This window comes from Burkholderia sp. E168m22, assembly GCF_001319805.1.
Taxonomy (GTDB): domain Bacteria; phylum Pseudomonadota; class Gammaproteobacteria; order Burkholderiales; family Burkholderiaceae; genus Burkholderia; species Burkholderia orbicola.
The window spans coordinates 1-26,351 of sequence record NZ_BBSK01000137.1 but is presented as its reverse complement, the minus strand read 5'-3'; the positions used below and the strand labels follow the sequence as shown (position 1 = coordinate 26,351).

General features: G+C 67.6%; 21 protein-coding genes and 1 pseudogene. 14 read left to right on the top strand and 8 right to left on the bottom strand.

Going from position 1 to position 26,351, the window contains the following annotated elements; all coding sequences use genetic code 11:
- The 3 genes and pseudogenes from AP428_RS30315 to AP428_RS30305 all read left to right on the top strand — a co-directional run.
- Positions 1–289: pseudogene (locus AP428_RS30315) on the top strand (efflux transporter periplasmic adaptor subunit); the annotation flags it as partial.
- A gap of 15 nt (positions 290–304) precedes the next feature.
- A complete protein-coding gene (locus tag AP428_RS30310) occupies positions 305–3,496 on the top strand; it encodes an efflux RND transporter permease subunit (RefSeq protein WP_011549369.1) in 3,192 nt (1,063 codons plus the stop codon).
- 2 nt (positions 3,497–3,498) lie between these two features.
- Positions 3,499–5,025, top strand: coding sequence for an efflux transporter outer membrane subunit (locus AP428_RS30305; RefSeq protein ID WP_054928536.1), 1,527 nt, complete (start codon positions 3,499–3,501; stop codon positions 5,023–5,025).
- Positions 5,026–5,131: 106 nt separating this feature from the next.
- On the opposite strand, the gene AP428_RS30300 is transcribed toward AP428_RS30305, so the two are convergent.
- The 3 genes from AP428_RS30300 to AP428_RS30290 form a co-directional block, all read right to left on the bottom strand.
- On the bottom strand, positions 5,132–5,845 hold the full coding sequence (locus AP428_RS30300; RefSeq protein ID WP_011549371.1) for a dienelactone hydrolase family protein: 714 nt from the start codon (positions 5,843–5,845) through the stop codon (positions 5,132–5,134).
- 276 nt (positions 5,846–6,121) lie between these two features.
- Complete coding sequence (locus AP428_RS30295) at positions 6,122–6,433, bottom strand: DUF4148 domain-containing protein (RefSeq protein ID WP_011549372.1); 312 nt, start codon at positions 6,431–6,433, stop codon at positions 6,122–6,124.
- 288 nt (positions 6,434–6,721) lie between these two features.
- The gene (locus tag AP428_RS30290) at positions 6,722–7,687 is read right to left on the bottom strand and encodes a GlxA family transcriptional regulator (RefSeq protein ID WP_011549373.1); all 966 of its coding nucleotides are present in this window, start codon (positions 7,685–7,687) and stop codon (positions 6,722–6,724) included.
- Positions 7,688–7,855: 168 nt separating this feature from the next.
- Here AP428_RS30290 and AP428_RS30285 point away from each other — a divergent pair, with 168 nt between their 5' ends.
- The 4 genes from AP428_RS30285 to AP428_RS30275 all read left to right on the top strand — a co-directional run bounded on the left by AP428_RS30285 (position 7,856) and on the right by AP428_RS30275 (position 10,091).
- On the top strand, positions 7,856–8,497 hold the full coding sequence (locus AP428_RS30285; RefSeq protein ID WP_011549374.1) for an HD domain-containing protein: 642 nt from the start codon (positions 7,856–7,858) through the stop codon (positions 8,495–8,497).
- Positions 8,498–8,651: 154 nt separating this feature from the next.
- Complete coding sequence (locus tag AP428_RS36285; protein ID WP_226292389.1) at positions 8,652–8,834, top strand: hypothetical protein; 183 nt, start codon at positions 8,652–8,654, stop codon at positions 8,832–8,834.
- 325 nt (positions 8,835–9,159) lie between these two features.
- On the top strand, positions 9,160–9,615 hold the full coding sequence (locus tag AP428_RS30280; protein WP_006480981.1) for an antitoxin Xre/MbcA/ParS toxin-binding domain-containing protein: 456 nt from the start codon (positions 9,160–9,162) through the stop codon (positions 9,613–9,615).
- On the top strand, positions 9,612–10,091 hold the full coding sequence (locus AP428_RS30275) for an RES family NAD+ phosphorylase (RefSeq protein WP_011549376.1): 480 nt from the start codon (positions 9,612–9,614) through the stop codon (positions 10,089–10,091). The genes AP428_RS30280 and AP428_RS30275 overlap by 4 nt, the downstream gene beginning before the upstream one ends.
- Positions 10,092–10,138: 47 nt before the next feature.
- Here AP428_RS30275 and AP428_RS30270 read toward each other — a convergent pair whose 3' ends face one another.
- From AP428_RS30270 to AP428_RS30255, 4 genes are all read right to left on the bottom strand, one after another.
- Positions 10,139–11,074, bottom strand: coding sequence for a tyrosine-type recombinase/integrase (locus AP428_RS30270; protein ID WP_054928535.1), 936 nt, complete (start codon positions 11,072–11,074; stop codon positions 10,139–10,141).
- A gap of 79 nt (positions 11,075–11,153) precedes the next feature.
- On the bottom strand, positions 11,154–11,666 hold the full coding sequence (locus AP428_RS30265; RefSeq protein WP_011549378.1) for a DUF2165 family protein: 513 nt from the start codon (positions 11,664–11,666) through the stop codon (positions 11,154–11,156).
- 278 nt (positions 11,667–11,944) lie between these two features.
- Positions 11,945–13,300, bottom strand: coding sequence for a uracil-xanthine permease family protein (locus AP428_RS30260; RefSeq protein ID WP_011549379.1), 1,356 nt, complete (start codon positions 13,298–13,300; stop codon positions 11,945–11,947).
- 58 nt (positions 13,301–13,358) lie between these two features.
- Positions 13,359–14,483 carry an aryl-sulfate sulfotransferase gene (locus AP428_RS30255; RefSeq protein ID WP_011549380.1) on the bottom strand — a complete coding sequence of 375 codons (1,125 nt, stop codon included), beginning with the start codon at positions 14,481–14,483 and terminating at the stop codon, positions 13,359–13,361.
- A 102-nt stretch (positions 14,484–14,585) separates the two neighbouring features.
- Here AP428_RS30255 and AP428_RS30250 point away from each other — a divergent pair, with 102 nt between their 5' ends.
- The 7 genes from AP428_RS30250 to AP428_RS30220 all read left to right on the top strand — a co-directional run bounded on the left by AP428_RS30250 (position 14,586) and on the right by AP428_RS30220 (position 25,415).
- Positions 14,586–15,551, top strand: coding sequence for a LysR family transcriptional regulator (locus tag AP428_RS30250; RefSeq protein WP_011549381.1), 966 nt, complete (start codon positions 14,586–14,588; stop codon positions 15,549–15,551).
- A 223-nt stretch (positions 15,552–15,774) separates the two neighbouring features.
- Entirely contained in the window at positions 15,775–17,760 is a 1,986-nt protein-coding gene (locus tag AP428_RS30245; protein WP_011549382.1) for a gamma-glutamyltransferase family protein, read from the top strand.
- A gap of 415 nt (positions 17,761–18,175) precedes the next feature.
- Entirely contained in the window at positions 18,176–18,718 is a 543-nt protein-coding gene (locus AP428_RS30240) for a hypothetical protein (RefSeq protein ID WP_011549383.1), read from the top strand.
- Between the two features lie 640 nt (positions 18,719–19,358).
- Positions 19,359–20,609 carry a DNA repair exonuclease gene (locus tag AP428_RS30235; RefSeq protein WP_011549385.1) on the top strand — a complete coding sequence of 417 codons (1,251 nt, stop codon included), beginning with the start codon at positions 19,359–19,361 and terminating at the stop codon, positions 20,607–20,609.
- A gap of 3 nt (positions 20,610–20,612) precedes the next feature.
- Positions 20,613–24,083, top strand: coding sequence for a YhaN family protein (locus tag AP428_RS30230; RefSeq protein WP_011549386.1), 3,471 nt, complete (start codon positions 20,613–20,615; stop codon positions 24,081–24,083).
- Positions 24,084–24,203: 120 nt separating this feature from the next.
- Positions 24,204–24,728: an HD domain-containing protein gene (locus AP428_RS30225; RefSeq protein WP_006489846.1), complete on the top strand. Its 525-nt coding sequence runs from the start codon at positions 24,204–24,206 to the stop codon at positions 24,726–24,728.
- Positions 24,729–24,737: 9 nt separating this feature from the next.
- Positions 24,738–25,415 (top strand): DUF429 domain-containing protein, encoded by a 678-nt coding sequence (locus AP428_RS30220; RefSeq protein WP_011549387.1) that lies wholly within the window; start codon positions 24,738–24,740, stop codon positions 25,413–25,415.
- Positions 25,416–25,568: 153 nt separating this feature from the next.
- Here the strand turns inward: AP428_RS30220 and AP428_RS30215 are convergent, their stop codons facing one another.
- Positions 25,569–26,006, bottom strand: a complete 438-nt coding sequence (locus AP428_RS30215) for an ATPase (protein ID WP_027809686.1) — start codon at positions 26,004–26,006, stop codon at positions 25,569–25,571.
- Positions 26,007–26,351 lie beyond the last annotated feature (345 nt).

Below are 26,351 nucleotides of genomic sequence, written 5' to 3'. Positions count from 1 at the left end.
TCAGGCGATCGCACTCGTCGTGAGCGCGGCCAACAAGGTCGAGATGCGTCCGTTGACGACGACCGGCACGTACGGTCAGAACTGGATCGTCGAAGGCGGTCTGCAGGCGGGCGATCACGTGATCGTACAAGGCGTCGACAAGGTGCGCCCGGGCGCGACCGTGAAGACCGTCGCCGCGCAGCTCGCCCCGGCGCCGGACGCCGCATCCGCCACATCGGCAGGCGCCGCGCCGGCGAGTACCGCGACGAGTGCCGCAGCGAGTTCGGCCGCCGCGTCCAGCGCGCAATAACAGGGAGTCCTTTTCATGGCCAAGTTCTTTATCGATCGCCCGATCTTCGCGTGGGTGATCGCGATCGTGCTGATGCTGGCCGGCGTTGCATCGATCTTCAAGATGCCGATCGCGCAGTATCCGACGATCGCACCGCCGACGATCCAGATCCAGGCGAACTATCCGGGCGCTTCCGCGAAGACGGTGGAAGACACGGTGACGCAGGTGATCGAGCAGCAGATGAGCGGGCTCGACAACTTCCTGTACATGTCGTCGACGAGCGACGATTCGGGCAACGCGACGATCACGCTGACCTTCTCGCCGGGCACGAATCCGGACGTCGCGCAGGTCCAGGTGCAGAACAAGCTGTCGCTCGCGACGCCGAACCTGCCGCAGGTCGTGCAGCAGCTCGGCATGCAGGTGACGAAGTCGAGCAGCAACTGGCTGATGTGGTTCGCGTTCAACTCCGAGGACGGCCGGATGTCGAAGGAGGACCTGACGAACTACGTGGCCTCGCACGTGCTCGATCCGCTGAGCCGCGTGAACGGCGTCGGCCAGACGCTGCTGCTCGGTTCGCAGTTCTCGATGCGGATCTGGCTCGACCCGATCAAGCTGACCAACTACAGCCTCACGCCGACCGACGTGACGGCCGCGATCACGCAGCAGAACGTGCAGATCGCGGGCGGCCAGATCGGCGGCACGCCGGCGAAGCCGGGCACCGTGCTGCAGGCGACGATCACCGAATCGACGCTGCTGCGCACGCCCGAGCAATTCGGCAACATCCTGCTGAAGGTCAACCAGGACGGCTCGCAGGTTCGCCTGAAGGACGTCGGCCGCGCGGCGCTGGGTTCGGAGAACTACACGTTCGACACGAAGTACATGGGACAGCCGACAGCCGGCCTCGGTATCCAGCTCGCGACCGGTGCGAACGCGCTGGCGACCGCGAACGCGCTGCGGGCCAAGATCGACGAGCTGTCGAAGTACTTCCCGCACGGTCTCGTCGTGCACTACCCGTACGACACGACGCCGTTCGTGCGCCTGTCGATCGAGGAAGTGGTCAAGACGCTGATCGAGGGCATCGTGCTCGTGTTCCTCGTGATGTACCTGTTCCTGCAGAACCTGCGCGCGACGATCATCCCGACGATCGCGGTGCCGGTCGTGCTGCTCGGTACGTTCGCGATCATGGGCCTCGCCGGGTTCTCGATCAACACGCTGTCGATGTTCGGCCTCGTGCTCGCGATCGGCCTGCTGGTCGACGATGCGATCGTGGTGGTGGAGAACGTCGAACGCGTGATGGCGGAGGAAGGGCTGTCGCCGAAGGAGGCGACCCGCAAGGCGATGAGCCAGATCACCGGCGCGCTCGTCGGCGTGGCGCTCGTGCTGTCGGCGGTGTTCGTGCCGGTGGCGTTCTCCGGCGGCTCGGTCGGTGCGATCTATCGTCAGTTCTCGCTGACGATCGTGTCGGCGATGGTGCTGTCCGTGCTCGTCGCGTTGGTTCTGACGCCGGCCCTGTGCGCGACGATCCTGAAGCCGATCGAGAAGGGGCATCACGAAGAGAAGAAGGGCTTCTTCGGCTGGTTCAACCGGACGTTCGATCGCAGCCGCGATCGCTACACGAGCGGCGTGAACCACGTGATCAAGCGCTCGGGCCGCTGGCTCGTGATCTATCTCGCCGTGTTCCTCGCGGTCGGCGTGATGTTCGCGCGGCTGCCGAAGTCGTTCCTGCCCGACGAAGACCAGGGCTACATGTTCATGATCGTGCAGACGCCGTCCGGCTCCACGCAGGAAACGACCGGCAAGACGCTCGACAACATCAACACGTACCTGACCACCGCCGAGAAGGACGTGGTCGACTCGGTGTTCACGGTCAACGGCTTCAGCTTCGCGGGCCGCGGCCAGAATGCGGGCCTCGTGTTCGTGAAGCTGAAACCGTACGAGCAGCGCCAGCGTTCGGACCAGAAGGTGCAGGCGCTGATCGGCCGGACCTTCGCGCACTATTCGACGTACAAGGACGGGATGGTGATTCCGTTCAACCCGCCGTCGATTCCCGAACTCGGCACGGCTGCCGGTTTCGACTTCGAGCTGACGGACAACGCCGGCCTCGGTCACGAAGCGCTGATGGCCGCGCGCGGCCAGTTGCTCGGGCTGGCCGCGAAGGACCCGGCGCTGGCGCTGGTGCGCCCGAACGGCCTGAACGACACGCCGCAGTACAAGGTCGACATCGATCGCGAGAAGGCGAACGCGCTCGGCGTGACGGCCGCGGCGATCGACCAGACGTTCTCGATCGCATGGGCGTCGCAGTACGTGAACAACTTCCTCGATACCGACGGCCGGATCAAGAAGGTGTACGTACAGTCGGACGCGCCGTTCCGGATGACGCCGGAGGACATGAACATCTGGTACGTGCGCAACAGCGCGGGCGGGATGGTGCCGTTCAGCGCGTTCTCGACCGGTCACTGGATCTACGGGTCGCCGAAGCTCGAGCGTTACAACGGCGTGTCGTCGATCGAGATCCAGGGGCAGGCCGCGGAAGGCAAGTCGACCGGCCAGGCGATGGCCGCGATGGAAGCGCTCGCGAGCAAGCTGCCGGAAGGCATCGGCTATTCGTGGACGGGCCTGTCGTTCCAGGAAATCCAGTCCGGCTCGCAGGCGCCGATCCTGTATGCGATCTCGATCCTCGTCGTGTTCCTGTGTCTCGCGGCGCTGTATGAAAGCTGGTCGATTCCATTCTCGGTGATCATGGTCGTGCCGCTCGGCGTGGTCGGCGCGCTGCTCGCGACGATGCTGCGCGGTCTCGAGAACGACGTGTTCTTCCAGGTCGGCCTGCTGACGACCGTGGGCTTGTCTGCAAAGAACGCGATCCTGATCGTCGAGTTCGCGCGCGAGCTGCAGGCGGGGGGGAACATGGGGCCGGTGCGTGCGGCGATCGAGGCGGCGCGCCTGCGGCTGCGTCCGATCCTGATGACGTCGCTCGCGTTCATGCTGGGCGTGCTGCCTCTCGCGATCAGTAACGGCGCGGGCTCGGCCAGCCAGCATGCGATCGGTACGGGCGTGATCGGCGGGATGATCACGGCGACGTTCCTCGCCATTTTCATGATCCCGATGTTCTTCGTGCGGGTTCGCGCGATCTTCAGCGGCGAGACGGAAAACGTCGACGACGCATGGCGTCTCGTGCAGGGCGACCTGCAGCGCGGTCACGACGACGCACACGATTCGAAGGGGCAGTAACGATGCAAAAACATGCTTTGACTGCAACCGCGGTCGCACTGGCTGCCGCGCTGTTTGCCACGGGATGCACGATGGCGCCGCACTACAAGCGGCCCGACGCACCCGTCGCGCAGGCGTATCCGGCGGGCGGCGTCTACGCGACGCAGCCGGGTGCGGCCGGCGCGCACAGCGCGAACGGCCAGGCGGCGACTGCCATCGGCTGGCGCGAGTTCTTCGTCGATCCGCGCCTGCAGCGGCTGATCGAGATCGCGCTGAAAAACAACCGCGACCTGCGTGTATCGGTGCTCAATATCGAGGCGGCGCGTGCGCAGTACCAGATCACGCGCGCGGGGCTGTTCCCGACGCTCGACGGTACGGGCACGGGCAGCATCCAGCGCTATCCGCAAGGTGTCTCGCCGACCAACCAGGCCTACATTTCGCGTGTCTACAACGTCGGATTGTCCGCGTCGTGGGAGCTCGACCTGTTCGGCCGCGTGCAGAGCCTGAAGGATCAGGCGCTCGCGCAATACCTGTCGACCGCGTATGCGCGGCAGGCGTCGGAGATCTCGCTGGTGTCGCAGGTGGCCGATCAATACCTGACGCTGCTGTCGACCGATGACCTGCTGAAGGTCACGGAGGACACGCTGAAGACCGCGCAGGCGTCTTACGACCTGACCAAGCTGCAGTTCGACAACGGTACGGGCTCGGAGCTCGAGCTGCGTCAGGCGCAGACGGTGGTCGAGACGGCGCTCGCGAACCAGCAGGCGCAGGCGCGTGCCCGCGCGCAGGCGCTGAACGCGCTGGTGCTGCTGATCGGCGAGCCGCTGCCGGACGACCTGCCGGCGGGCATGCCGCTTGACGCGCAGAACCTGCTGACGGACGTGCCGGCCGGGTTGCCGTCGGATCTGCTGACGCGTCGTCCTGACGTGATGCAGGCCGAGCAGACACTGCTGGCCGCGAACGCGAACATCGGCGCGGCGCGCGCGGCGTTCTTCCCGCGTATCTCGCTGACAGCCGCGTTCGGTACCGCGAGCCCGACGCTGGGCGGCCTGTTCAAGGCCGGCACGGCGGCGTGGTCGTTCGCGCCGAACATCGCGCTGCCGATCTTCGAGGGCGGCCAGAACATCGCGAACCTCGATCTCGCGAACGTGCAGAAGCGTATCGAAATCGCGAACTACGAGAAGGCGATCCAGTCGGCATTCCGCGAAGTGTCGGATGGCCTCGCCGCACGCGGCACGTACGACCAGCAGATCGCGGCGCTCGAGCGCAACGAGCACGCGCAGCAACGTCGCTTCGACCTGTCGGACCTGCGTTACAAGAACGGTGTCGACAGCTACCTGTCGGTGCTGACTGCGCAGACGGATCTGTACTCGGCGCAGCAGTCGCTGATCAGTGCACGCCTGGCGCGCTGGACGAACCTGGTCGACCTGTACCGCGCGCTAGGCGGCGGCTGGATTCAGCGTGCAGGCGAAGCGCCACGCGCGCCGGATACACCGGGCGACTACAGCAAGGCGGCGGCTCCTGCGCCCGCGTCGGCTGTGAACGGGTAAGCCGTCTGTCAGCACATCCAAAGGGATGTGAAAACGAAAACGCCACGGACGGTAAATCCGTGGCGTTTTCTTTTGTACCGTCGCCCGCTCGGCGAGCGGCGTTACGTCAGGCCTGCTTCGTCCAGAGCGTCCGGCCGAAGAACGTGAGCGTGCGGTCCCACGCCGTTTCCGACCACACCGGATCGAACTGCGTGCCGGCGATGCGGCCGGGGCCGACGGCCGTTTCGTTCGCGAACGCATGGTGCGCGAGATAGCGATGGAATTCGAAACCGACCTTCGCATCGGTCAGCTTCTTTTCCAGTGCGTCGACCTGGTCGATCTTGAAGAACGCATCCTGCGTCGCCCAGTGTCCCATCAGCGGCACCTTGAGCTTGGCCGGATCGATGTAGTCGAGCGGCGGCAGGCCGTACCACGTGACGCCGGCGTCCGCCTCGGCGTACTGCAGCGACAGCAGCGTGAGGGCGCCGCCCATGCAGTAGCCCGTCACCGCGACCCGCGGCGCCAGCGTCTTCAGGTACGCGACTGCGCCGGGAATGTCCTGCGACGCGGCGTCGCCGAAATCGAGGCCCGTCATCAGGTGGTGTGCTTCCTCTTCCTCGACCGTCGACTTGCCGCGATACAGGTCGGGCACGAGCGCGAAGTAGCCGCAGCGCGCGAGGCGATCCGCGACGCCGCGGATCTGGTCGTTCAGCCCCCACCATTCCTGGATGATGACGACCGCGGGCGCGCCTTCGGTCCGTGCCGGCGTGGCGAGATAGCCCTGTAGCTCCTGGCCGTCGGGGCGGCGAAACGTGATCGTGGAACCGGATGTTTGAGACATGAAACCGCTCCTTTTCGAAAAATACGCCGAGTGCGACATCGGGCCGGCCAGCGGGCGTCGTGATACCGCTCGCGTTCGTTCTGGCCGGCACCGACCACGCGGCCATTCTATGCGCAAACACCGGACGCTTGCGTGAACGGTGCCGCGCGGCGCGCGACCGGCGAAGGGAGCGGACGATCGGAAAGCAAACACCCCGCCCCGATGAACGGGAGCGGGGTGTCGCGGGTACGTCGTGCGGATCGGAATGCGCCGGGAATACGCCGGCGCGTATCAGGCTTACTGGCCGAAATAGACCGAGTCGCGGCCTTCCTGTTTGACCGCGATCGCGCGGCCGGCACGCGTGCCGGCGGCCGCTTGCGCGCCGTAGCCGGCTTCCTCGGCATTCGTCACGCGGGCCTGCGCCGTCTGCAGCGCACGCGGGTAGTACTGGTCGGAGACTTCGGGCTTGTAGCCGGCCTGTTCGAGCTGGACGAGTTCCGCACGCACCTGCGCGCGCGTCAACTGGCCGGACGGGTTCGACTGGGCGAATGCGCCGTACGACGCGCAGAGCGCAGTTGCGGCGACGACAGCGGTGATGAACGATTTCATGGTGACCTCCGGTTCTGTTGATTTCGCGCTTCGCACGTTGCGTTCAGCGGTTGATTGCATCGTAACGATCGCGTTACCGGCCGGAAATACGCGTTGCGGCGAATCATTATTGCAACGGAGTAAACGATTCGCGCGGCACGCAATTTCATCCGAAGATTGCCGCGGGCCGGAGCAGGAGCATGGCTTTCAGCGGGCGACAGGGGCGATCGGCGCAGCAGCAGCGGGATGGGCGGTTGAGTCGGATTCCGAATTATTTTTTGCGAGGCCGCCGGCGTCGCTCGTTCCACATCACGCAGCCAGCGTCACCTGCCGTTTCCGGTATTCGGCGGGTGTGATGCCGACATGCCGGGTGAACGCCCGCCTGAGCGTATCGACGTTCGCGAAGCCGCATTTCGCGGCGACCTGCTTCGGCGTGTCGCGGCCGTCCTCGAGCAGCTGGCGGGCAACCGAGATGCGCGTCGCCTCCACCCATGCGGCCGGCGTCATGCCGACTTCCGCGCGGAACAGCCGTGCGAAGTGGCGCGGGCTCATGCCCGCATGCTTCGCCATGTCGGCCACCGAATGCTCGAGTTCCGGATGCGCCACGATCCAGCGCTGGACTTCCTGCAGCACCGAACGCCCGGCGGGCCGCGCCTCGCCCTTGCGGCTGAACTGGAGCTGCCCGCCCGGCCGCTTGAAGAACATCACCAGTTGCGCGGCGACGCGTCGTGCGATCTCGCGGCCCAGATCCTCCTCGACCAGCGCAAGCGCGAGATCGAGCCCGGCCGTGACGCCGGCGCCGGTGCGCAGCTTGCCGTCGCGCACGTACAGCGCGTCGGCGTCGACGGCGACGGACGGATACGCTTGCGCGAATGCCTCGGCGGCGGCCCAGTGCGTGGTCAGGTGACGCCCTTTCAGCAGGCCGGTGGCCGCGAGGATGAACGCGCCGGTGCAGATCGAGCCGTAGCGCCTGCTTTGCACGGCCGCCGAGCGCAGCCATGCGAGGACGTCGGTGCGAAGCAAGATCTGGCCGGCGTTTGGCGCGCCGGCGACCAGCAGCGTGTCGATGCGCTCGGGGATGTCGGGCGCGACCCAGTCGGGCAGCAGCCGTGCGCCGGACGAACTGCGGACCGGCCCGGGCCCGCTCGCGATGATCCGCGGCGTATAGAACGGCTTCCCGCATTCGACGTTCGCTTGCGCGAACACGTCGAGCGGCGCGGAGACGTCGAGCAGTTGCACACCCGGAACGGCGAAAATACCCACGACCTTCGGCATATTGCGTGTCGTATCGAACCTGATGCGCAGCAGTATAGGGGCGCTGGCTTGGCCGCGCAGGCACCGTGTCCGTTCGTCGCGCGAAATGGCAGGATTCGTCGTGACACGTCCATTGGAGACACCTGTCGGACTCCGGAGAATCGAGGCTGTCTTCCATGGAGGTCGATCATGACTGTGAACGTTGCCGGCATCACCCTTCCCGATACGCGTCTGACGCGCGAGATCACCGAGCTCGTACGCGATACCGAGTCCGAGCTGCTGTTCCACCACTCGAGCCGCGTGTTCTATTTCGCGGCGCTGGCGGGCCGGCGCCGCGGGCTCGAGTACGACCCGGAGCTGCTCTATTGCGGCTGCATGTTCCATGACATGGGGCTCACGCACCGGCACAGCAGCGCTTGCGAGCGCTTCGAAGTGGACGGCGCGAACGCCGCGCGCGATTTTCTGAAGGGCAAGGGGATTTCGCAACAGGACATCGATGTCGTGTGGACCTCGATCGCACTGCACACCACGCCCGGTATTCCGCAGCACATGCATCCGGTCGTCGCGTTGGTCACCGCGGGCGTCGAGATGGACGTGCTGGGGCTCGCTTACCCGGAATACAGCGACGTCGAGCGGGAAGCGGTCGTGCGCGCGCATCCGCGCACGCCGCATTTCAAGGAGGACATCATCCAGGCGTTCTACGACGGCATCAAGCACAAGCCCGGCACGACGTTCGGCAACGTGAAGGCCGACGTGCTCGCGGACAAGGATCCGCATTTCCATGCGGGCAATTTCTGCAGCGTGATCCGGTCGTCCGCGTGGGCCGGCTGAGCGCGGTGATCGTCTTGCCGAAGACTTCCGAGCCCGCGAATTTCGCCGCGCCGGCCGCACCATCGGCGCGATGGTTGAGCCAGTTGCCGCGCGCGCCGGCGTTGATGTTCCGGTTGTGTTTCAGCGCGAGCCTATATCGGGCGGGGATTTCGTCATGCTCAAGCCGATCGCCGTGTCCATCATCGCCACGCCCGCGAAGTTCAGCGCGCTGCTGGCCAATGCGCCGGAGCCGGTGTGTCGAACAGTAAGTAGGCCGGCCGGTGCGAGGCGCGATTTCGAGTGTACGGAAACGGTTGGAGCGGGCACGGGAGCGATTCGTCACGCGCGACGAGGGTGAGTCGACTGCTTCGGCTCGCTGGAGCGGTCGAGGGTAATCCGGAGAACCCTGCGTGTTGCCGGGGACGGTGAGGAATCGGACAGGGAAAAGAGGCGATTCCGCCAATTCGCGTATTACCGTTGGAAACTTGTTACGTGACAACTTTACGTTATCGCGGACGATGTCTTTATATACTGAATTTTTACACCCCCTCACCGAAGCGAATCTCCGATTCGCGTACCCCCGAATATCGTCTCCCAGCCCCGATCGGCAAGCCCGCGCTCAACGACCCGCATGCTCTCGGCAAAACGCCTATAATGATTGGGCAAATTGCCGGAGAGAGGTCATGAGCACCATCGCTTTTCATCCTTCGGGCGTCGCCCATCCGCGTCAGGCCGAATTCACGATTCTCGAGCAGCTGCTGGCCATCCGCGTCCGGTCGGGCGCCGATCTGGCCGAGCTGGCGAGCGCGCGCGTCGACGTGTCGGTGATCGACCGGCTGTCGGAGCGCGGGCTGAAATCGGACGAGCTGGCCTTCATCATTCCACGCCGCACGCTGAGCCATCGCCGCCAGGCGCACGAACGCCTGTCGCCGGAAGAGTCGGACAAGGCGATTCGCCTCGCCCGCATCGTCGCGCAGGCGACGGCCACCTTCGGCGACCAGGACAAGGCGATGGCGTGGCTGCGCAACGGGCTCCAGCGCTTCGGCGGCCGCACGTCGCTCGACATGGCGAGCACCGAGCATGGCGCGCGGCTCGTCGAAGAGGCCCTTACGCAGATCGACGAGGGGTACTTCGCTTGACGACGCTGTGGCGGATCAGCAATTACGCCGATCTGAAAGGCATCGGCGGGTTGCGGGCCGGCGGGCGCTGGCATTTCGCCGGGCAGCCCGTCGTGTATCTCGCCGAGCATCCGGCGCTCGCGTTGCTCGAGACGCTCGTGCATTTCGAAATCGCCACCGTCGCGCAATTGCCGAGCGGATATCAGTTGCTGCGTATCGAGGTGCCCGAGTCGGTGGACGTCGCCGAAATCGCGGAAGGCGATGCGCCGGACGACTGGCGCACGAACGTCGACTGGACCCGCAGCGCCGGCACCGAGTGGCTGCACACGCAGCCGAGCGCGCTGCTGCGCGTGCCGAGCGTCGTCGTGCCGCACGCGCACAACTTCCTGTTGAATCCGCTGCATCCGGCCGCGTCCGAGATCCACATCGCGGAAGTGATGCAATCGCCGTACGACACGCGGATCTTGCGGCTGGTTCAGTCGAAGCCGGGCGAGTAACGAACCGGAGCGAGCACGATGCGCGCAGGGCGGCGCGCGACGTGCGATCAATGCTCGTGGGCAGCGCGATCCGCGGCCGCGTCGGGCGGCAGTGTCTGCCGGATGCGCGTGACCGTCCGCATGCTGGCCAGGCCGAGCATCGCCGTGACGTCGGCATGCGCGTGGCCGGCGAGCAACTGGCGGCGCGCATACGTATTGCGCAGTACGCGCGGGCTCATGTCCGCTGCGCGAAAGCCGATCGCGTTCAGCGCGTCACGTACCACGAGCAGCAGGAACATGTCGTTCATTGCGCCTCCGCGCGGCGCGGGAAACAGCAGCGCCGACGGCGGCACGTCGGTCGAGCGCGCGCGCCATGCGGCGAGCGGCGCTATCGCGAACGTGGGTAGCTCGATTCGGCGCGCTGGCCGCGCGCGATTGCGCGGCACCAAAAACACCGGCGGCCGCGCGTCGAACTCGGGCGCGTCGGCGCTCGCCGCGCGAATTTCGGCCGACGTGATACCGCTCGCGAGCAGCAGCGCGACGATCGCACGATTCCGGCAGTCGGCCGGCGTATCGTCCGCTCGCGGCTGCACATGGCGCTGCAGCGCCGCGTCGGCATCGGGCGGCAGGTAGCACGGCTCGGGCTCGCCGTCCGGCCAGGCGAGATCGCGCGTCGATCGGTCGGCCGGATGGATCGTCCGCACGCCGGCGTCGACCAGATGCCGGCCGAGCCGGTCGATCAGCTTCGCATAGCGCACGCGCGTCGACGTGCCGGGCGTGCAGGTGCGGTCGAGTTCCGCGAGGAAGGCCGCGACGTGGTCGGGCCCGAACGTGGCGAGCGATACGCGCTGCGCGCTCAGGTGGCGCAGGAATCGCTCGAACATCGCGACGTGCTGCACGACCGAGCGCGGCGCGAACGGCCGGCGGCCGGCGCCGGTCGCGGCGGTTTCCTGCCAGGCGCGAAACGCGCCGACGGGGTCGTGAATCCGGCGATCCGTGTCCATCTCCGCTTTATAGCCGGACACGGTGACGCCGGCAATCGTCCCGATGTCCGGTCGGCCGGCGCGCGACGAAACTCGCTCGTCAGTGCGCGGTACGCGTGTCGTCGACGCCGTCGTTATTCATCGTCAGGTAGACGAGCACGAGCAGCAGCGTGATGAAGAACCGGAACGCGTCCGGCACGCCGTTCCATTGCTTCGACATCCACATCCCGAACCATTCGCCGCCGACCGACATGAACGCGACCTGCCACGTCAGGAAGCCGAGCGTCAGGCCGGCGATCGCATGGCCCTTGGCCGCGCGGAATGCCGCATCGCCGGCGCGCCGTGCGCGCAGCAGCCGGGCGCCGCCGATCCAGCACAGCACGGCCGTCAGCGTTTCCATCGAAATGATGCCGATATAGCCGGCGTGATGAACCCACGTCGTGCCGATCGCGCGATACATGATTCCGTTGGCGGGGAAGGTGGTATCCATCAGGAACACGTGGTGCACGAACGCGAAATTCGTCGCGTAGTCGGTGATGTTGCCGAACGCGACGAGCGACGCGAAAAAGGCCATGGCCAGCACCATGGCTGCCTTGGAAAGACGAATGATCATCATGGACTCCGAAATGAACGGGCAGGCACGAGCGTGATCGCGCGGCAATGAGCTGGCGTTCAGGGGCGGTACCTGCATCAAGTGTGTCCGGCGAGGCCGGTCGAATGGCGTGCGCGTGCACGGCGGCGCGGAGATCGGGACTGGAAAACCTGAAGCCGGTACGGCGTCGAGGAGACGCACGCGCCGGCTGGATCGAGTGCCCGCGCCAGAAGGGAGCGGCGATTGTCGGTCGAACCGCAGGCGTCGTCAAGCGGCGCCGCGTGGGCGCGCCGCTGCCTTTATGCGTCGTGCGAAGGCGCCGCAGCCGCCCCCGCGTGTGCGTGCCCGCCCAGCCGCGCGAGCGCGGCGAATGCGAGTTGCGTCGCGATGGCCGCGAGCGTGCCGGCTGCCATGCCGTTGCCGAGCACGATCTGCACGGGTGCGCCGAAATGGCGATACAGGTTCGGCACCAGGATCGGAGCGAGGCCGACCACCAGTGCTGCTGCGAGCGTGTACTGGTTTGCGCGCGCATGCAGGTCGACGTTCGCGAGCAGCCGGATGCCCATCACGCCGATCATCGCGAACACGATCAGCGCGGTGCCGCCGACCACCGCGGCCGGAATCGCATACGCGAGCCGCGCGAGCGGCGCGAACAACGCGATGACGATCAGGATCGCGCCGGCGGCGGCCGTCACGTAGCGCGAGCGGACGCCGGTCGTCTGCACGACGCCGATGTTCTCGGCGCTCGTCACGATCAGCGGCGTGCCGAACAGCGCGCCGGCCAGCGACGCGAGCGCGTCGCCGCGTATCGTCTTCGGCACGTCGCGCGGCAGCGAAATCGCCTTGCCGCACGTTTCGCCGACGGCGACCGTCTGCGCGGTGGCCTCGGCCATCGAGATCGCGGTGAAAATCAGCAGCGGCAGCGCGGCCAGCACGTCGAAACGCGGCATGCCGAATGGCAGCCACACCGGATGCGTGAAGAGCGGCCCATGCCACACGTCGGCGAGCGCCGGCATCGCGCCGAGCGCCCAGCCGAGCGTTGCGCCGGCCATCAGCCCGATCAGCACCGCGAGGCGCCCGGCCGTGCCGCGGAAAGTGCCCGCGACGATGACGGTGGCGACGATCGTCGCGAGCGCGAGACCGAGCGCGCGCGGCTGCGCGAAGTCGGCCGAGCCGGGCTGGCCGACGACGATCGTCGCGTAGATCCGGATCAGGTTGATCGACACCAGCAACAGCATCGCGCCGACGACGACGCGCGGAAAGAGCCGCAGGCAGCGCGTGAAGACGGGCAGCAGCACCCAGTAGAACGCGCTGGCGAGCAGCGCCGCGCCGGCCGCGGTCGGCAGGCCCGACTGCGCGGCGATGCCCGCGAACAACATCGTCGGTGCGCCGCCGGGCACCATCACGAACGGCATGCGCGCGCCGATCGAGCCGGCGCCGAGCGATTGCAGCAGCGTGCCGATGCCGCATGCGAAGAACGTCGCGCCGATCAGCTGGACCGTCAGGTCGGCCGGCAGCGCGAGCACTTTCGCGATCAGGAAGACGGCCGTGATCGGCGATGCGGCCATCGACAGCACGTGCTGCAGCCCGAACAGCGCGAGCTGCCACGCGGGCAGCCGGGCATCGACGGGCGGGGAAATCGGATCGTGCGACACGGCAGGCCCCTCGGAAACGAACGGCGACGATGGCCGGAAACCGGCGATGAACGGACGCTCAGGTCCGTAGCCAGGGCAACTGGGCGGCGCTGTAGCGGAACGTCTGGAATACGCTGTTCAACTGGCCGGGGCCGGTCTTGCGCGCCGCTTCGTCCGGGTATTCGGCGAACCACGGGATCACGTATTCCCAGACGACCTCGCCGGCCGGCGTCACTTCGAACAGCCGGCCCGTCGACGATTCGGTGATGTGCGTGTTGCCGTTCGGCAAGCGTTGCGCGTTGCCCATGAACGGCGTGTAGAACAGGTTCACGACGTCGTCCGCATACGACCACACGACGCGCTGCGTCGCCGGATCGATTTCCACGACGCGCGAGAACACGACGTGCGCACCGTGACGGAAATTGCCGTTGTCGAACGCGAGGATGTGGCCGTTCGGGAGCGGCACCGGTGCATGCTGGTGCGACACGACGTCGGGCCCGATGTGCAGGTCGACGCGGCCGGTGGCGCGGTTCACGCCGATGATCCCCGACGTCGTGCGCAGGCTCATCAGCACGCGGCCGTTCGCATCGACCGCGAGACCGTTGACGAGCGGCCAGTGATAGCGGCCGAAGCCTGCCGCGATCGGAAAATCCTCCGGTCGCAGATGCTCGCGCGCATGCCATTCCCAGACGATCTGGCCGGCACGGTTCACTTCGCGGATCACGTCCGCAAACATCACCTCGTCGTCGCCCTGCGCGGTGCCGCCCGGCACGCGCCGCGCGAACGCCGCGTCGACCGGTTCGCACGCGGCGTACAGCAGGTTGCCGTTCGGCAGCCACTGCGCGTCGTGGTGATGCGCGGGGTCCTCGTAGCGCCACACCGTTTCGCCCTGCGGCGTGACCTCGTAGAAGTCGCCGCCATGCCACATCGACCACGGCGCGTAGCGCGATTCGGAACGCGGATGATTGCCGTTGTAGCCGAGGTTGCCGTTCGCGAGGATGACCGCGTGGCGCCCGGGGCGCACGGGCATCTTCCACTGGTGGACGACCTCGCCGTCGATGCCGACGAGATAGACGTTGCCGTCGGCCGTTTGCGGCGCGATGAGCGTATAGCCGCCCGCGGACAGCGCGGGATCGTGGGCGATGAGGCCGACGCCGCGGCGCCGCTGAGTAATCTGGTCGACGGTCGTCACTGCGGTCTCCATTCGAATCGGATACGGGGATGCAGCGGAATCTAGACGATTCGTCCGGTCAGTAAAATCGGATTATTCTTGACGCCGTGTTCGAAAAAATCTAACGGCCACTCCATGCGTTCGATATCGCAGACATTCCGCTGTTTCGACGAGGTCGCGCGACGCGGCTCGATTCGCAAGGCGGCCGACGCGCTGCACCTCACCGCCGCGGCGGTGCACCAGCAGATCCGCAATCTCGAGGAGCAGGTCGGCGTGCCGCTGTTCGACCGGCTGCCGCGCGGCATGCAGTTGACGCTCGCCGGCGAGATCGTGATCGCGGCCGTGCGGCGCGGCCAGCGCGATTTCGACAACGCGCTGACGCAGGTCGAGGACCTGCGCGCGCTGCGGCGCGGTCACGTGAATCTCGCGGTACCGGCATCGACGGCCGAAAAGCTCGTGCCCGACGCGATCCTCGCCGCGATGCAGCGCTACCCCGGCGTCACGTACAGCGTGCGCTTGGGAAACGGCGAGAGCATCGTGCGCTGGGTCGAGACGGGCGAGGTGGACATCGGTTACGCGCTGCGCCGGCGCACCGCGCCTGGCGTCGTCGAGGTGCGCGCGTTCGCGCAGCCGCTGGGTGTCGTCACGGCGCCCGGCCATCCGCTGGCGTCGACGGGCGGCAAGGTGCGGATGCGCGACTGCTTCGAGCATCCGCTGATCCTGATGACGCCTGACACGGAGCTGCGCGCGATGTTCGACCAGATCGATGCGCGGCAGCCGCGCGGCGTGCGGCCGCTGGTCGAAACCGGGTCGGTGTCGATGGTGCGGCGTCTCGCGGCCGAAGGCGCCGGCGTCGGTTTCCTGATCGCGGAAAACGTCGCGGACGACGTGGCCGCCGGCCGGCTCGCGTGGACGCCGCTGGCGGATGCGGGTGCGCGCTCGTTCAGTTGCATCTACCAGCGGGCGGACATGAGCGCGACGGTCGCGATGGCGATGTTTCTCGAGCTCTTTTCCGAGGCGATCGACGCGATGGAGCACGGTTTCGCACGTGGCGGCCCGGCGAGCGGCACGCGTCGCCGGGCGAAAAAGGTAACGACGTGACGATGCGAGCCGCATGGGCGTCTCGGGATACGCTGCAATGCAGCAGGCAAACCCCCATGCCGGTCCGGTGACGTCGCGCACCGGGCGTCCGCTGGCATGACGTCATTTCCTTATTGCGGGAAAAATTTTGTTCATGGGACTATCGAACGCGTTGCCCGTGCACCGAGGGGGTTGCAGGCAACGGGATGTCCATCGCAACGATCGACAAGAACATCGGCAGACAATGAACAGAACAGCGATTTTTCCGTATGCGTCCGCGTTGCTCGCGGCTGCCCTGTTGACCGCCTGCGGCGGCGACGTCGAAAACGAGGCGGCCCGCACGACCGCACCGTCCACCGATGCGAGCTGCCTCGCGGTCGACAACAGCGGCGCGACGGTCGTGGTGGGCTCGAACCAGCCGGGCGACCCGTCGCTGCCGGAAGCGTCGTCGGGCTATCGCACCGGGATGAAGCCCGTCTATGCGAAAACGTACCTGGTGGCCACGTCGAACGCGTACGCGAGCGCGGCCGGTTGCGCGGTGCTGAAGAAGGGCGGCACGGCCGCCGACGCGGCGGTCGCCGTGCAGGCCGTGCTCGGTCTGACCGTCCCCGAGGCGACGGGTCTCGGGTCGGGCGGCGTGCTGCTCTACTACGATGCGCGCGGCAAGACGGTGCAGGCATACGACGGCCGCGAAACCGCGCCGGCCGCCGCCACCGAGAACTACCTGCGCTACGTCGACGATGCCACCGATCATTCGGCGCCGCTGCCGAACGCGCGCGCGAGCGGCCGCTCGATCGGCACGATCGGCGTGCCGCGGCTCATCGAGGCGCTGCAACAGGATCATGGCCGCCTGCCGTGGCAGAGCCTGTTCGGCGACGCGATCACGCTGGCGACCAACGGTTTCCCGATCGGCGGCCGGCTGGCCGACGCGATCGCGGCGAACGCCGCGAACCTGAAGCGCGACCCCGAAGCCGCCGCGTATTTCCTGAACGCCGACGGGTCGCCGAAGACGCTCGGCACCGTACTGAAGAATCCCGCCTACGCGCGCACGCTGTCGCTGATGGCGCAGTCGGGCGCGAACGCGCTGTACACCGGGCAGATCGCGCAGGACATCGTCGCGAAGATCGCGGCGACCAAGGGCGCGGACGGCTCGACGCTCACGCCGGGCAAGACGACCGTCGCCGATCTGGCCGCGTATCAGGCGAAGCGCCGCGAACCGGTGTGCACGACCTATCGCAGCTACTGGGTGTGCGGGATGCCGCCGCCGTCGTCGGGCGGTATCGCGGTCGCATCGGCGCTCGGCATTCTCGAGAACTTCGACCTGAAGTCGCTGAAGCCGACGGCGATCGATCTCGAAGGCGGCAAGCCGACCGTCGCGGGCGTTCACCTCGTCACCGAGGCCGAACGGCTCGCGTATGCGGACCGCGACAAGTACGTGGCCGATACCGACTTCGTGCCGCTGCCGGGCGGCACGTGGGACACGTTGCTGAACAAGCCGTACCTGAAATCGCGCGCGGCGCTGATCGACACGACCAAGAGCATGGGCACCGCGCAGCCCGGCAATCTCGGCGCGGTGCCGCTCGGCGTCGACACGACGCTGATCGAGCACGGCACGAACCAGTTCACGATCGTGGACGGCGACGGCAACGTGCTGAGCGCGACGACGACGGTCGAGTCGAGCATGGGCTCGTTCCACATGACCAACGGCTTCCTGCTGAACAACCAGTTGACCGACTTCTCCGCGAATCCGCTCGACACGTCCGGCAATCCGGTGGCCAACCGCCTGCAGCCGGGCAAGCGACCGCGCAGCTCGATGGCGCCGACGATCGTGTTCGGGCAGGCCGCCGACGGTTCGCGCGGCGACTTCGTGATGGCGACCGGCTCGCCGGGCGGCGGCACGATTCCGCAATACGTGGTCAAGACGCTGGTCGGCGCGCTCGACTGGGGGCTCGACGCGCAGCAGTCGGCGGGCCTCGTCGACTTCGGCGCGAGCAACAGCCCGACCACCACGATCGGCGGCGAGCATCCGAACGTCAACGCGGCGAACAACGGCGCGAACGATCCGCTGATCACGGGGCTGCTCGCGCTCGGGCACAAGGTGTCGACGTCCGCGCAGGCGAGCGGCGTCAACACGGTGATGCGCGTGACGGTCGGCCAGTCGCCGGCGTTGCAGGGCGGCACCGATCCGCGTCGCGAAGGCGTCGTGCTCGGCGATACGTTCCGGCCGTAACCGGGCAGCGTGCGCACGGCCCCGGTTCGCTCATTGGCGGCCGGGGCCGTGCCTCATGGCGCGGCCGCATCGACGGCCGAGCAAGCCTTATCCCTTCGGAATGCAAATAAAGACGACCGGTTTCCCCGATACACGACGATCGGGCGAATCGTCGGCGTGAAGCCGTCTGCCGTGCCGACTCACGGTTCATGCCCGCCCATTGTCAAATACGGCGCTCACCCCGCCGCAAGCCCCCGATTGTCAAACAGTGTGAGTCAATCGTCAGCATTTGCAACGGAAGTAACAGTCCCCGCAATTCAATCGTTTTGCCCGTCGGCGCCGCTACATTAGCTTCACCTGCCGCATGTCGCGGTGAGGCATGCGACAAGCCGCTCGAAGGCGGCCCGCAGCAACAACGTCTTTGGGGAGAATGACCATGAACAAGATCCATACGATTCTGCTGGGTGCCGCTCTGACGGCGATGGCGACGTCGGCTGCATTTGCACAGACGGCCCAGACCGGCGCGCAAGGTTCCGCAGGGGTTGGCGCCCAGGTCCAGACGCCGCTGCTCGGCGGCGGCGTGGGCGTGCAGGCCGGCGCCGGCGCGAATGCGGCAGGCTCGGGTGCGGGTGCGGGCAATGTCGTCGGCGGCGCGCTGAGCGGTGTCGGCAAGACGGTCGGCGGCGTGGGCTCGGCAGCCGGCACGGCGGTGGGCGGCGCGACGCAGGCAGTCGGTTCGGCGGCCGGTGCGACGAAGGATGCGGCGGCATCGACCGTGCACGCGACGAAGTCGCACGTGAAGCACGTCGCAAGCTCGACGAAGAGCCATGCGCAAGGCGCGGTGTCGACGGCAGGCGACGTCGCGGGCGGTGCGAAGGCGAAGGCCGGTGAAGCGCTCGAAGGCGCGACGAACTCGGTGCAGGGCGGCGCATCGGTCGGCGTGAAGGGTTCGGCGTCGGCGCAAGGTGGCGCGCTGTAACAAGCGGCACGCATTCCGCCACGGCCCGGCCCGCTTCGATGCGGGCCGGGCTTTTTTTATCGGCGCGCGGCCCCTGCCCATTGCCCGCGCGCCATGCTTGAATGGCAGGGCTCCCGACCCCCGGCCGCCACGATGACGGCGCCGGCCGGCATGGGCCAGCATGTTCGATCGATACCGTGACGCGGCGAGTGACAGCAGGTAGCCGGATGCCTGCGTGCGGTGCGACGCACGCGGGGTGATCCGGCGTGTTTTCCTGATTCCCGTTCAACGCCCTGCCGGCTTCCTTCGTTGCGCTCGAAACCGGGTCTCGAGCGCAACCGCCATATCGAACGATTGCATGGCCGTCGTTTCGTGAGCGGCTCGTTATTCAGAGGCGCGGTTTCGCTGTCACGCGATCGTGCTGCGGCACAATGGCGGTTCGTATCGGTATCGCGTGCGTTGCCACCGTCCGGACCGACGCAGAACGCATGTCGTTATCCGCTTTCAGGTACCATCCCGACCCGCTTGCAACGGGCGGCGCGACCCGGTTCGGCACGCGCCGCGGGTGCTGCGGCAAGTCCGGCGGCTACCGGGACGACACTTGACGGCACGGGCCCGTGCGAGCGGCGTCGTCCCTTCGCCATGAACCAGAGGAACCTTCGTGAAGTTCATCCACGCGGCAGACATTCACCTTGACAGCCCGTTGCACGGCCTGAGCGCGTATCCCGACGCACCGGCCGCGCAGTTGCGCAACGCGTCGCGCGAGGCGCTGCGGCAACTGGTGGATCGTGCGATCGAAGAGGAAGTCGCGTTCCTCGTGATCGCGGGCGACCTGTACGACGGCGACTGGAAGGATCACAACACGGGTATCTTCTTCGGCCAGCAGATGGGGCGGTTGCGCCGGGCCGGCATCCGTGCGTTCGTGCTCGGCGGCAACCACGATGCCGAAAGCGAGATGACGAAGAAGCTGACGCTGCCCGACAACGTCACCGTGTTCGGCCACCGCAAGCCGGAAACCGTCCGGCTGCCGGAATTCGACGTCGCGCTGCACGGGCAGAGCTTCAAGGACAAGGCCGTCGTCGACAACCTCGCGATCGGCTATCCGGACCCGGTGCCCGGGTACTACAACATCGGCGTGCTGCATACGGCGCTCGAAGGGTATGCGGCGCATGCGAACTATGCGCCCTGCACGCTGGCCGAACTGCATGCGAAAGGCTACGACTACTGGGCGCTCGGCCACGTGCATGAATTCCAGCAATGGACGGGCCCGTCCACCGTCGTGTTTCCCGGCAATCTGCAGGGGCGCCATATCCGCGAGACGGGCCGGCGCGGCGCGGTGCTCGTGACGGTCGAGCAAGGCAACACGCAGGTCGAGCGCCTGTATCTCGACGTGCTGCGCTGGGAAGCCGTGTCCGTCGATGCGTCCGATTGCCTGTCGGTGGCCGATCTGTCGAGAAAGGTCGGCCAGTCGCTGGAGACGCTGTTGACCGTCGACGGCCATGTGCCGCGCGCGGTGCGCGTCACCGTTACCGGGCGCACCCCCGCGCACGGCCTCTTTTTCGGCCGCGCGCCGCAGTTGCGTGCGGAGGTGCTGAACCAGATCGGCATCATCGGCAACGAGCGGCTGTGGCTCGAGAAGGTCCGGCTCGCGACGTCCGCGGCCGATCAGCAGCCGGGCGAAAGCGAACCGCTCGAGGCGCTGGAGGACCTGAAGCAGATCCTGGCCGACGCCGCGCACGATCCGGATTTCCTCGCGCTGCTCGAACGCGACCTGAAGCCGTTCGTCGGCAAGGTCCGCAGCGACGTGAAGGAGGAGGTACCGTTGTTGACGATGGCGCGCGCGGGCGAGCTGACCGCGCTGGTCGAGCAGGTCGGGCCCGCGCTGCTCGCGCGGCTGGCGAGGGGGGAGTAAGCGATGCGCATCAGTCAGCTCGATCTGATCAAGTACGGCAAGTTCACCGACGAGACGCTGCGTTTCCCGTCGGCCAGCGAGGATTTTCATGTGATCGTCGGGCCGAACGAGGCCGGCAAGTCGACGATCCGCACGGCCGTGTCCGAACTGCTGTTCGGGATGAAGCTGCAGACGCCGCTCGATTTCCTGCACAGCACGCCCGAGTTGCGGATCGGCGGCGTGCTGGAGAGCGGCACGGGCGAATTCGCGTTCCACCGTGCGCGCGGGCGCAGCCCGTTGCGCACGCCCGCCGACGACAAGCTGCCCGACGACTATCTGGCGTCGATCCTCGACGGCGCGACGCGCGAGTTCTTCGAGCAGATGTTCGGGCTCGATCACGGGCGGCTGGTCGATGGCGGCCGCAGCATTCTCGACGCATCGGACAAGCTCGGCCAGGTGCTGTTCGAATCGGCTGCCGGAGTCGGCAGCCTCGGGCCGGTGCGCGAGGAACTCGACGCGCGCGCGCTCGAATTGTGGGCGCCGCGTCGCAGCGGCAGCGCGTTCGCGTTGGCCGAAACGGCATTCAACGAAGCCGTCACCGAACTGAAGACGGTCCAGGTGCGCACGCGCGACTGGGTCGATCGCAAGGACGCGCGCGAAGCGGTCGAGCAGCAGATCGAGCAGGCACGCGCGGAACAGCGCCGGCTCGAAGCGCTGCGCTCGAAGCTCGAACGCGTGCGGCGGCTCGCGCCGTACCTGAAGGAGCTGACGGTCAAGGACGCGGCGTTGGCCGAACTGGGCGCGGTCGTCGAGTTGCCGCCGACCGCGTACGCGGATCTGCTGAAGGCGCAGGGCGATCTCGCGGCCGAACAGAAGGTGCTCGAGGAGCGGCGTGCCGACCTGCTCGCGAAGCGGCAGGCGCGCGATGCGATCGCCGCGGACGCCGACACGCTGGCGCTCGAAGCCGATATCGAAGCGCTCGATCGGCTGCGCGGCGCATGCATGAATCACGCGCAGGATCTGCTGCTGCTCGGCGCGGACGTCGAGCGGCACCTGTTAGCCGCGTCGTCGGCGGCCGCGCAGCTCGGCTGGCCGACGGACGAAGCGTCGCTGCGCGCCGCGTTGCCGACGGCGCTGTCGCTGAAGACGGTCGCGAACCTGCTGCGTGAGCACGGCCTGCTGCACCAGGCGCTTGCCGGCGCACGCGAATCGCTCGACGAACGCACGCGCGAGCTGGCGCAGGTCCGCGAACAACAGGCGCGCCTGTCGACCGTCGACGTGCCGGAAGCGTTGCGCGCGGCGCTGGCCGATGCGCAAGGCTTTCGCAACAGCGGCGCACGTGAGCAGGCGCTGGCGCACGAAATCGCGGCGGCCGAACGCACGCTGTCCGGCGCGCTCGACGCGCTCGGTCAGTGGCGCATGCCGGTCGATGCGCTGCGTGCGCTCGACGTACCGTCGGCGGCGCGGCTCGGTGCGCTGCTGAAGGAAGACAGCGAGCGTGCCAGCGCGGCCGCTGCCGCGCGCGACGCGCGGGATGGCGCACTCGAAGAGCTCGAGCGGCTCGAACTGCAGGAGAAGCATTTCGCGGAAAACCACAAGGTCGTCACGACCGCCGACGTGCTGGCGGCGCGTGCGCGGCGCGACGGCGCGTGGGGCGAGATTCGCAGCGGCGCCGTTGATCTCGCCACGGGCGCACCGGCGCTCGACGATGCGATTCGCCTCGCCGACGAACTCGTCGATGCGCAGCTCGGCGCGACCCAGGCCGCGGCGACGCTGCAATCGCTGCGTCAACAGGTCGAATCCGCGCGTGCGGGCGTGACGCGCCGGCAGGCCGCGCTTGACGAACGCGAGCGCGAGCTCGCCGCCCATCGCGACGCCTGGGCCGCGCTCGCGACGGCGGCCGCGGTGCCCGGCATGCCGCTGGCGGCGATGGGCGACTGGCTCGCGAAGCGCGATACGGTATTCGCCGCGCAGGCCGATCTCGATCGTCAGCGCCGCGAATTCGACACGATGCGGGCTGCGCGGGCCGGCGCGGAAGCCGCGTTGCGAGCGGCGCTGCTGACGGTATCGCGAGGCGGCGAGGCGGACGGGTTGGCCGCGCTCGTCGCCGTCGCCGAGACGTTTGTCCAGTCGGCCGAGAAAGCGGCCGCACAGAAGGACAGCCTCGACGATCGTGCGCGCGAAGCCGAACGCGGCTGTGCGACCGCGCAGTCGCGGGCCGATCATGCGCAAACGGCTTACGACGCGTGGCAAGCGCAATGGCGCGACGCGCTGGCCGACGCGAAACTGTCCGCGAGCGCGACGACGCTGGCCGCGGCGGAAGGCGCGCTCGGGCTTGCGGATACGGTGATGGCCGAACTGGCCGAGGCCGACGCGCCACGCAACCGGATCGCCACGATCCGCGCGGAGCTGAACGCGCTCGAGGCCGGCGCGCGGCGGCTTGCCGAAGCGCTCGCGCCGGAATGGCTGGCGAGCGGTGACTGGCTGGACGTGGCGCGCCGGCTGACGATGCGCCTCGCGGCCGCCCGGGAAATCGCCCGTGCGATCGATCGTGCCGACGAGGCCGTGCGGCAGGCCGACGGCAAGGTCGCGGACGCGGCTGCCGCGGTAGCCGGCGCCGACGCGCGCATCCAGCCGCTGCTGCAACTGGCCGGCGTCGCGTCGATCGACGCGGCGCTGCCGCTGGCCGAGCGCTCGGATCGGCAGCGCCAGCTTCGGCAGGCGGTCGATGCCGCGCACGAGGCGCTGGTGCGCGACGGCGACGGGCTGTCCCGGTCCGCCGTCGAGGCCGAGGTGGCGGAACAGGACATTGCCGACGTGCCGGCGCATCTCGAAGCGGTGAAGCAGTCGCTCGCCGATATCGGCAAGCGGCTGAACGAGCTGTCGCAGCAGCAGGTCGTGGCCGACCAGGCGTTCGGCGCGATCGACGGCCAGGCGAACGCGGCAGTCGCCGAGGCGAAACGGCAGGAGGCGCTGGCGGCGATGGGCGACGCGGCCGAACAGTATCTGGAGGCGGCCACCGCGAGCCGCTTGCTGAAGTGGGCGACGGATCGCTACCGCGACCAGAAGCAGGGGCCGATGCTCCGGCGCGCGGGCGAGATTTTCGCCGGGCTCACGCTGGGCGAATTCGCGAAGCTGACCGTCGACACCGAACGGACGCCGCCCGCGCTGTATGCGCGGCGCACGAGGGGAACGTCGGTCGAGGTCGCGGGGCTCAGCGAAGGGACCCGCGATCAGCTGTTCCTCGCGCTGCGGATCGCGGCGCTGGAGTTGCAGCTCGGCAGCCGCACGGCGCTGCCGTTCGTCGCCGACGACCTGTTCATCAATTTCGACGATGCGCGCGCGAAGGCCGGGCTCGATGCGTTGCGCGATCTGTCGACGCGCACGCAGGTGCTGTTCCTGACGCACCACGACCACCTGCTGCCGCTCGTGAGGGATGTATTCGGCGCGCGGGTCAACGTGGTCGAGTTGCAGCGCGCGCCGGCCGGCGCGTGACACGGGGTACGCCGGGATGCCGGCGCACGGGAAGGGTCATCGCGTACAGGTAGTATGAGCAGTTCCGAAACGCACGCGGCCGGTTCGACGGCCGCGGGTCTGGCCACACGAGGGGGGAATATGAAGAAGCTGGTAGCCGCGATTGCGTTCGCGGCGGACAAGCATCGCAATCAGCGGCGCAAGGATGAAGAGGCGTCGCCGTACATCAATCATCCGATCGCGCTCGCCGACGTGCTGGCCAACGAGGCCGGCGTCGAGGACGAACGCGTGATCGTCGCGGCCGTGTTGCACGACACGGTCGAGGATACGGAGACGACCGAGCAGGAGTTGCTGCGGCTGTTCGGCAAGGACGTGGCGGACATCGTGATGGAAGTCACCGACGACAAGTCGCTGCCGAAGGAGGAGCGCAAGCGTCTGCAGGTCGAGCACGCGGCCACCATCAGCCGGCGCGCGAAGCTCGTGAAGCTGGCCGACAAGATCTGCAACCTGCGCGACATCGCCCGGCATCCGCCCGCGGACTGGCCGCTCGAACGCAAGCAGGCGTACTTCGACTGGGCGAAGTCGGTCGTCGACCCGATGCGCGGCGTCCATCCCGGTCTCGAGGCGATCTTCGACACCGCGTACGCCGCGCGGCCGGCGGACTGACGCACGCGCATGTGCTCGGCCCGATTCGCCGCACGACAACCCGCTGCCGTGGCGGGTGTCGACGTCGGCGGCGACAGGAAGCTGTGCGATCTCGTGATCCTGCGTGGCTCGACGGTCGTCTGCCGGGAAGCGCGGATCGCGCCCGAGTCGCTGCCCGCACTGTGTCTCGCCCATGATGTCGTCGCCGTCGGCGTCGACGCACCGAGCCTGTGGTGGACCGGGAGCGGCCGCCGCGCGGCCGAGCAGGCGCTCGCGCGCGAACGGATCTCGTGCTTCCCGACCCCGTCGCGGGAGCAGGCCGTCGCGAGCACGTCGGGCTTCTTCGACTGGATGTTCATGGGGGAGCGCGTCTACCGCGCGCTCGCGGACGCTTATCCGTTATTGACCGACGCGCGCTACGCGGGTGGGCGGGCGAGCTTCGAAACCTATCCTTACGCGATTACCTGCGCGATGCTGGGCAAGGCCGTGGCGTCGGCGAAGCTGAAGCGCAACCAGCGCCGGCAATTGCTGGAGCGACTGGGCATCGACGTATCGACGCTGAGCTCCGTTGATGCGCGCGATGCGACTCTGTGTGCATTGACGGCGCAATACGTGATCGAAGGGAATGCGCATGCGTACGGCGATGCGGCGGGCGGATACATCCGCGTGCCGATGATGCGCGAGACGATCGTGCTGGATGCATCGTAGCGCCGGCGTGCGGTTCCGCGCGGGGCGAAGGTCGCACGGTGGTCGCTTCGTGCGGGAATCGGCGGCAGGCCCGGCGATGCAGGGGAAGCAGCTAACGGTTGTCGGTGGGCACGACGTGAGTCCGGTGTACCGTGCGGTTCCGGTCGAGCCGGTTCAATCCTCGAGGATGGATGTCGGCACGCTGGACAGGTCGCAGGCTTGTGCTTGCTCGAAGTAGCTGTCCGCATCGTCGATCATCACGACCGCGACGTCGATCAGCTCGTCCAGCCGTTGCAGCAGCGATTCCCGCCACTCGATGTCTTCGTCGCGCTCGGGCGTCTTGTCCAGTTGCTCGATGATCGAGTCGGCCGTCTGCAGGAATGGAATTGCCTGCTGATAGTTTTCGATCGAGACCAGCGCTGCATTGCGTGCGCCGACGAGCCGCTCGCGATGCGTGTCCGCCAGTTCGGATTCGCCGCTGATGCGCGGCAACATGTCCGAGATGCGTTGCAGAAGCGGCGGGACCTGTTGTTCCAGCAGGATCGCGCGCTCGCGCAGTGCGGCATATTCGTCGCGAAGGTCGGCGTCGCCGGGTTGAGTCGTGCTGTCCATCATCGATATGAGTGCGTGGTTCGGTCGCGGCATGATACTCGACCGCGCCGGGTTCCTTGCCGGTTCCCCGCCCTCCTATATATGGGAGGGAAGAGACGTGTTCGTCATATCTTTGGAGGGCGGCGCGTGTTGCGTTTTACCGCCCGTCGAGCGCAAAACCTCCGTGCGCGGCAGCGCACGGAGGCTTTTTCAAACTTTCTTCACAAAGGGCTTGCGTGGACGGGGGCGGGTGCTTAGAATCACGCCTCTTTCGCGCTAACGGAAACACGGCGCGGAAGGAAGGGAAGCAGTGCTGTTGAGGTTCGGCGGTAGCGAGCCTTGGCGGTACGGAAGTTGAGCCCCGCA

Coding starts and splice junctions, on each gene's coding strand:
- AP428_RS30245 (WP_011549382.1), top strand. CDS start 15,775: ATGAACAGAACAGCGATTTTTCCGTATGCGTCCGCGTTGCTCGCGGCT.
- AP428_RS30255 (WP_011549380.1), bottom strand. CDS start 14,483: ATGGAGACCGCAGTGACGACCGTCGACCAGATTACTCAGCGGCGCCGC.
- AP428_RS36285 (WP_226292389.1), top strand. CDS start 8,652: ATGCTCAAGCCGATCGCCGTGTCCATCATCGCCACGCCCGCGAAGTTC.
- AP428_RS30240 (WP_011549383.1), top strand. CDS start 18,176: ATGAACAAGATCCATACGATTCTGCTGGGTGCCGCTCTGACGGCGATG.
- AP428_RS30300 (WP_011549371.1), bottom strand. CDS start 5,845: ATGTCTCAAACATCCGGTTCCACGATCACGTTTCGCCGCCCCGACGGC.
- AP428_RS30305 (WP_054928536.1), top strand. CDS start 3,499: ATGCAAAAACATGCTTTGACTGCAACCGCGGTCGCACTGGCTGCCGCG.
- AP428_RS30265 (WP_011549378.1), bottom strand. CDS start 11,666: ATGATCATTCGTCTTTCCAAGGCAGCCATGGTGCTGGCCATGGCCTTT.
- AP428_RS30215 (WP_027809686.1), bottom strand. CDS start 26,006: ATGGACAGCACGACTCAACCCGGCGACGCCGACCTTCGCGACGAATAT.
- AP428_RS30230 (WP_011549386.1), top strand. CDS start 20,613: ATGCGCATCAGTCAGCTCGATCTGATCAAGTACGGCAAGTTCACCGAC.
- AP428_RS30290 (WP_011549373.1), bottom strand. CDS start 7,687: ATGCCGAAGGTCGTGGGTATTTTCGCCGTTCCGGGTGTGCAACTGCTC.
- AP428_RS30250 (WP_011549381.1), top strand. CDS start 14,586: ATGCGTTCGATATCGCAGACATTCCGCTGTTTCGACGAGGTCGCGCGA.
- AP428_RS30280 (WP_006480981.1), top strand. CDS start 9,160: ATGAGCACCATCGCTTTTCATCCTTCGGGCGTCGCCCATCCGCGTCAG.
- AP428_RS30285 (WP_011549374.1), top strand. CDS start 7,856: ATGACTGTGAACGTTGCCGGCATCACCCTTCCCGATACGCGTCTGACG.
- AP428_RS30270 (WP_054928535.1), bottom strand. CDS start 11,074: ATGGACACGGATCGCCGGATTCACGACCCCGTCGGCGCGTTTCGCGCC.
- AP428_RS30295 (WP_011549372.1), bottom strand. CDS start 6,433: ATGAAATCGTTCATCACCGCTGTCGTCGCCGCAACTGCGCTCTGCGCG.
- AP428_RS30225 (WP_006489846.1), top strand. CDS start 24,204: ATGAAGAAGCTGGTAGCCGCGATTGCGTTCGCGGCGGACAAGCATCGC.
- AP428_RS30220 (WP_011549387.1), top strand. CDS start 24,738: ATGTGCTCGGCCCGATTCGCCGCACGACAACCCGCTGCCGTGGCGGGT.
- AP428_RS30310 (WP_011549369.1), top strand. CDS start 305: ATGGCCAAGTTCTTTATCGATCGCCCGATCTTCGCGTGGGTGATCGCG.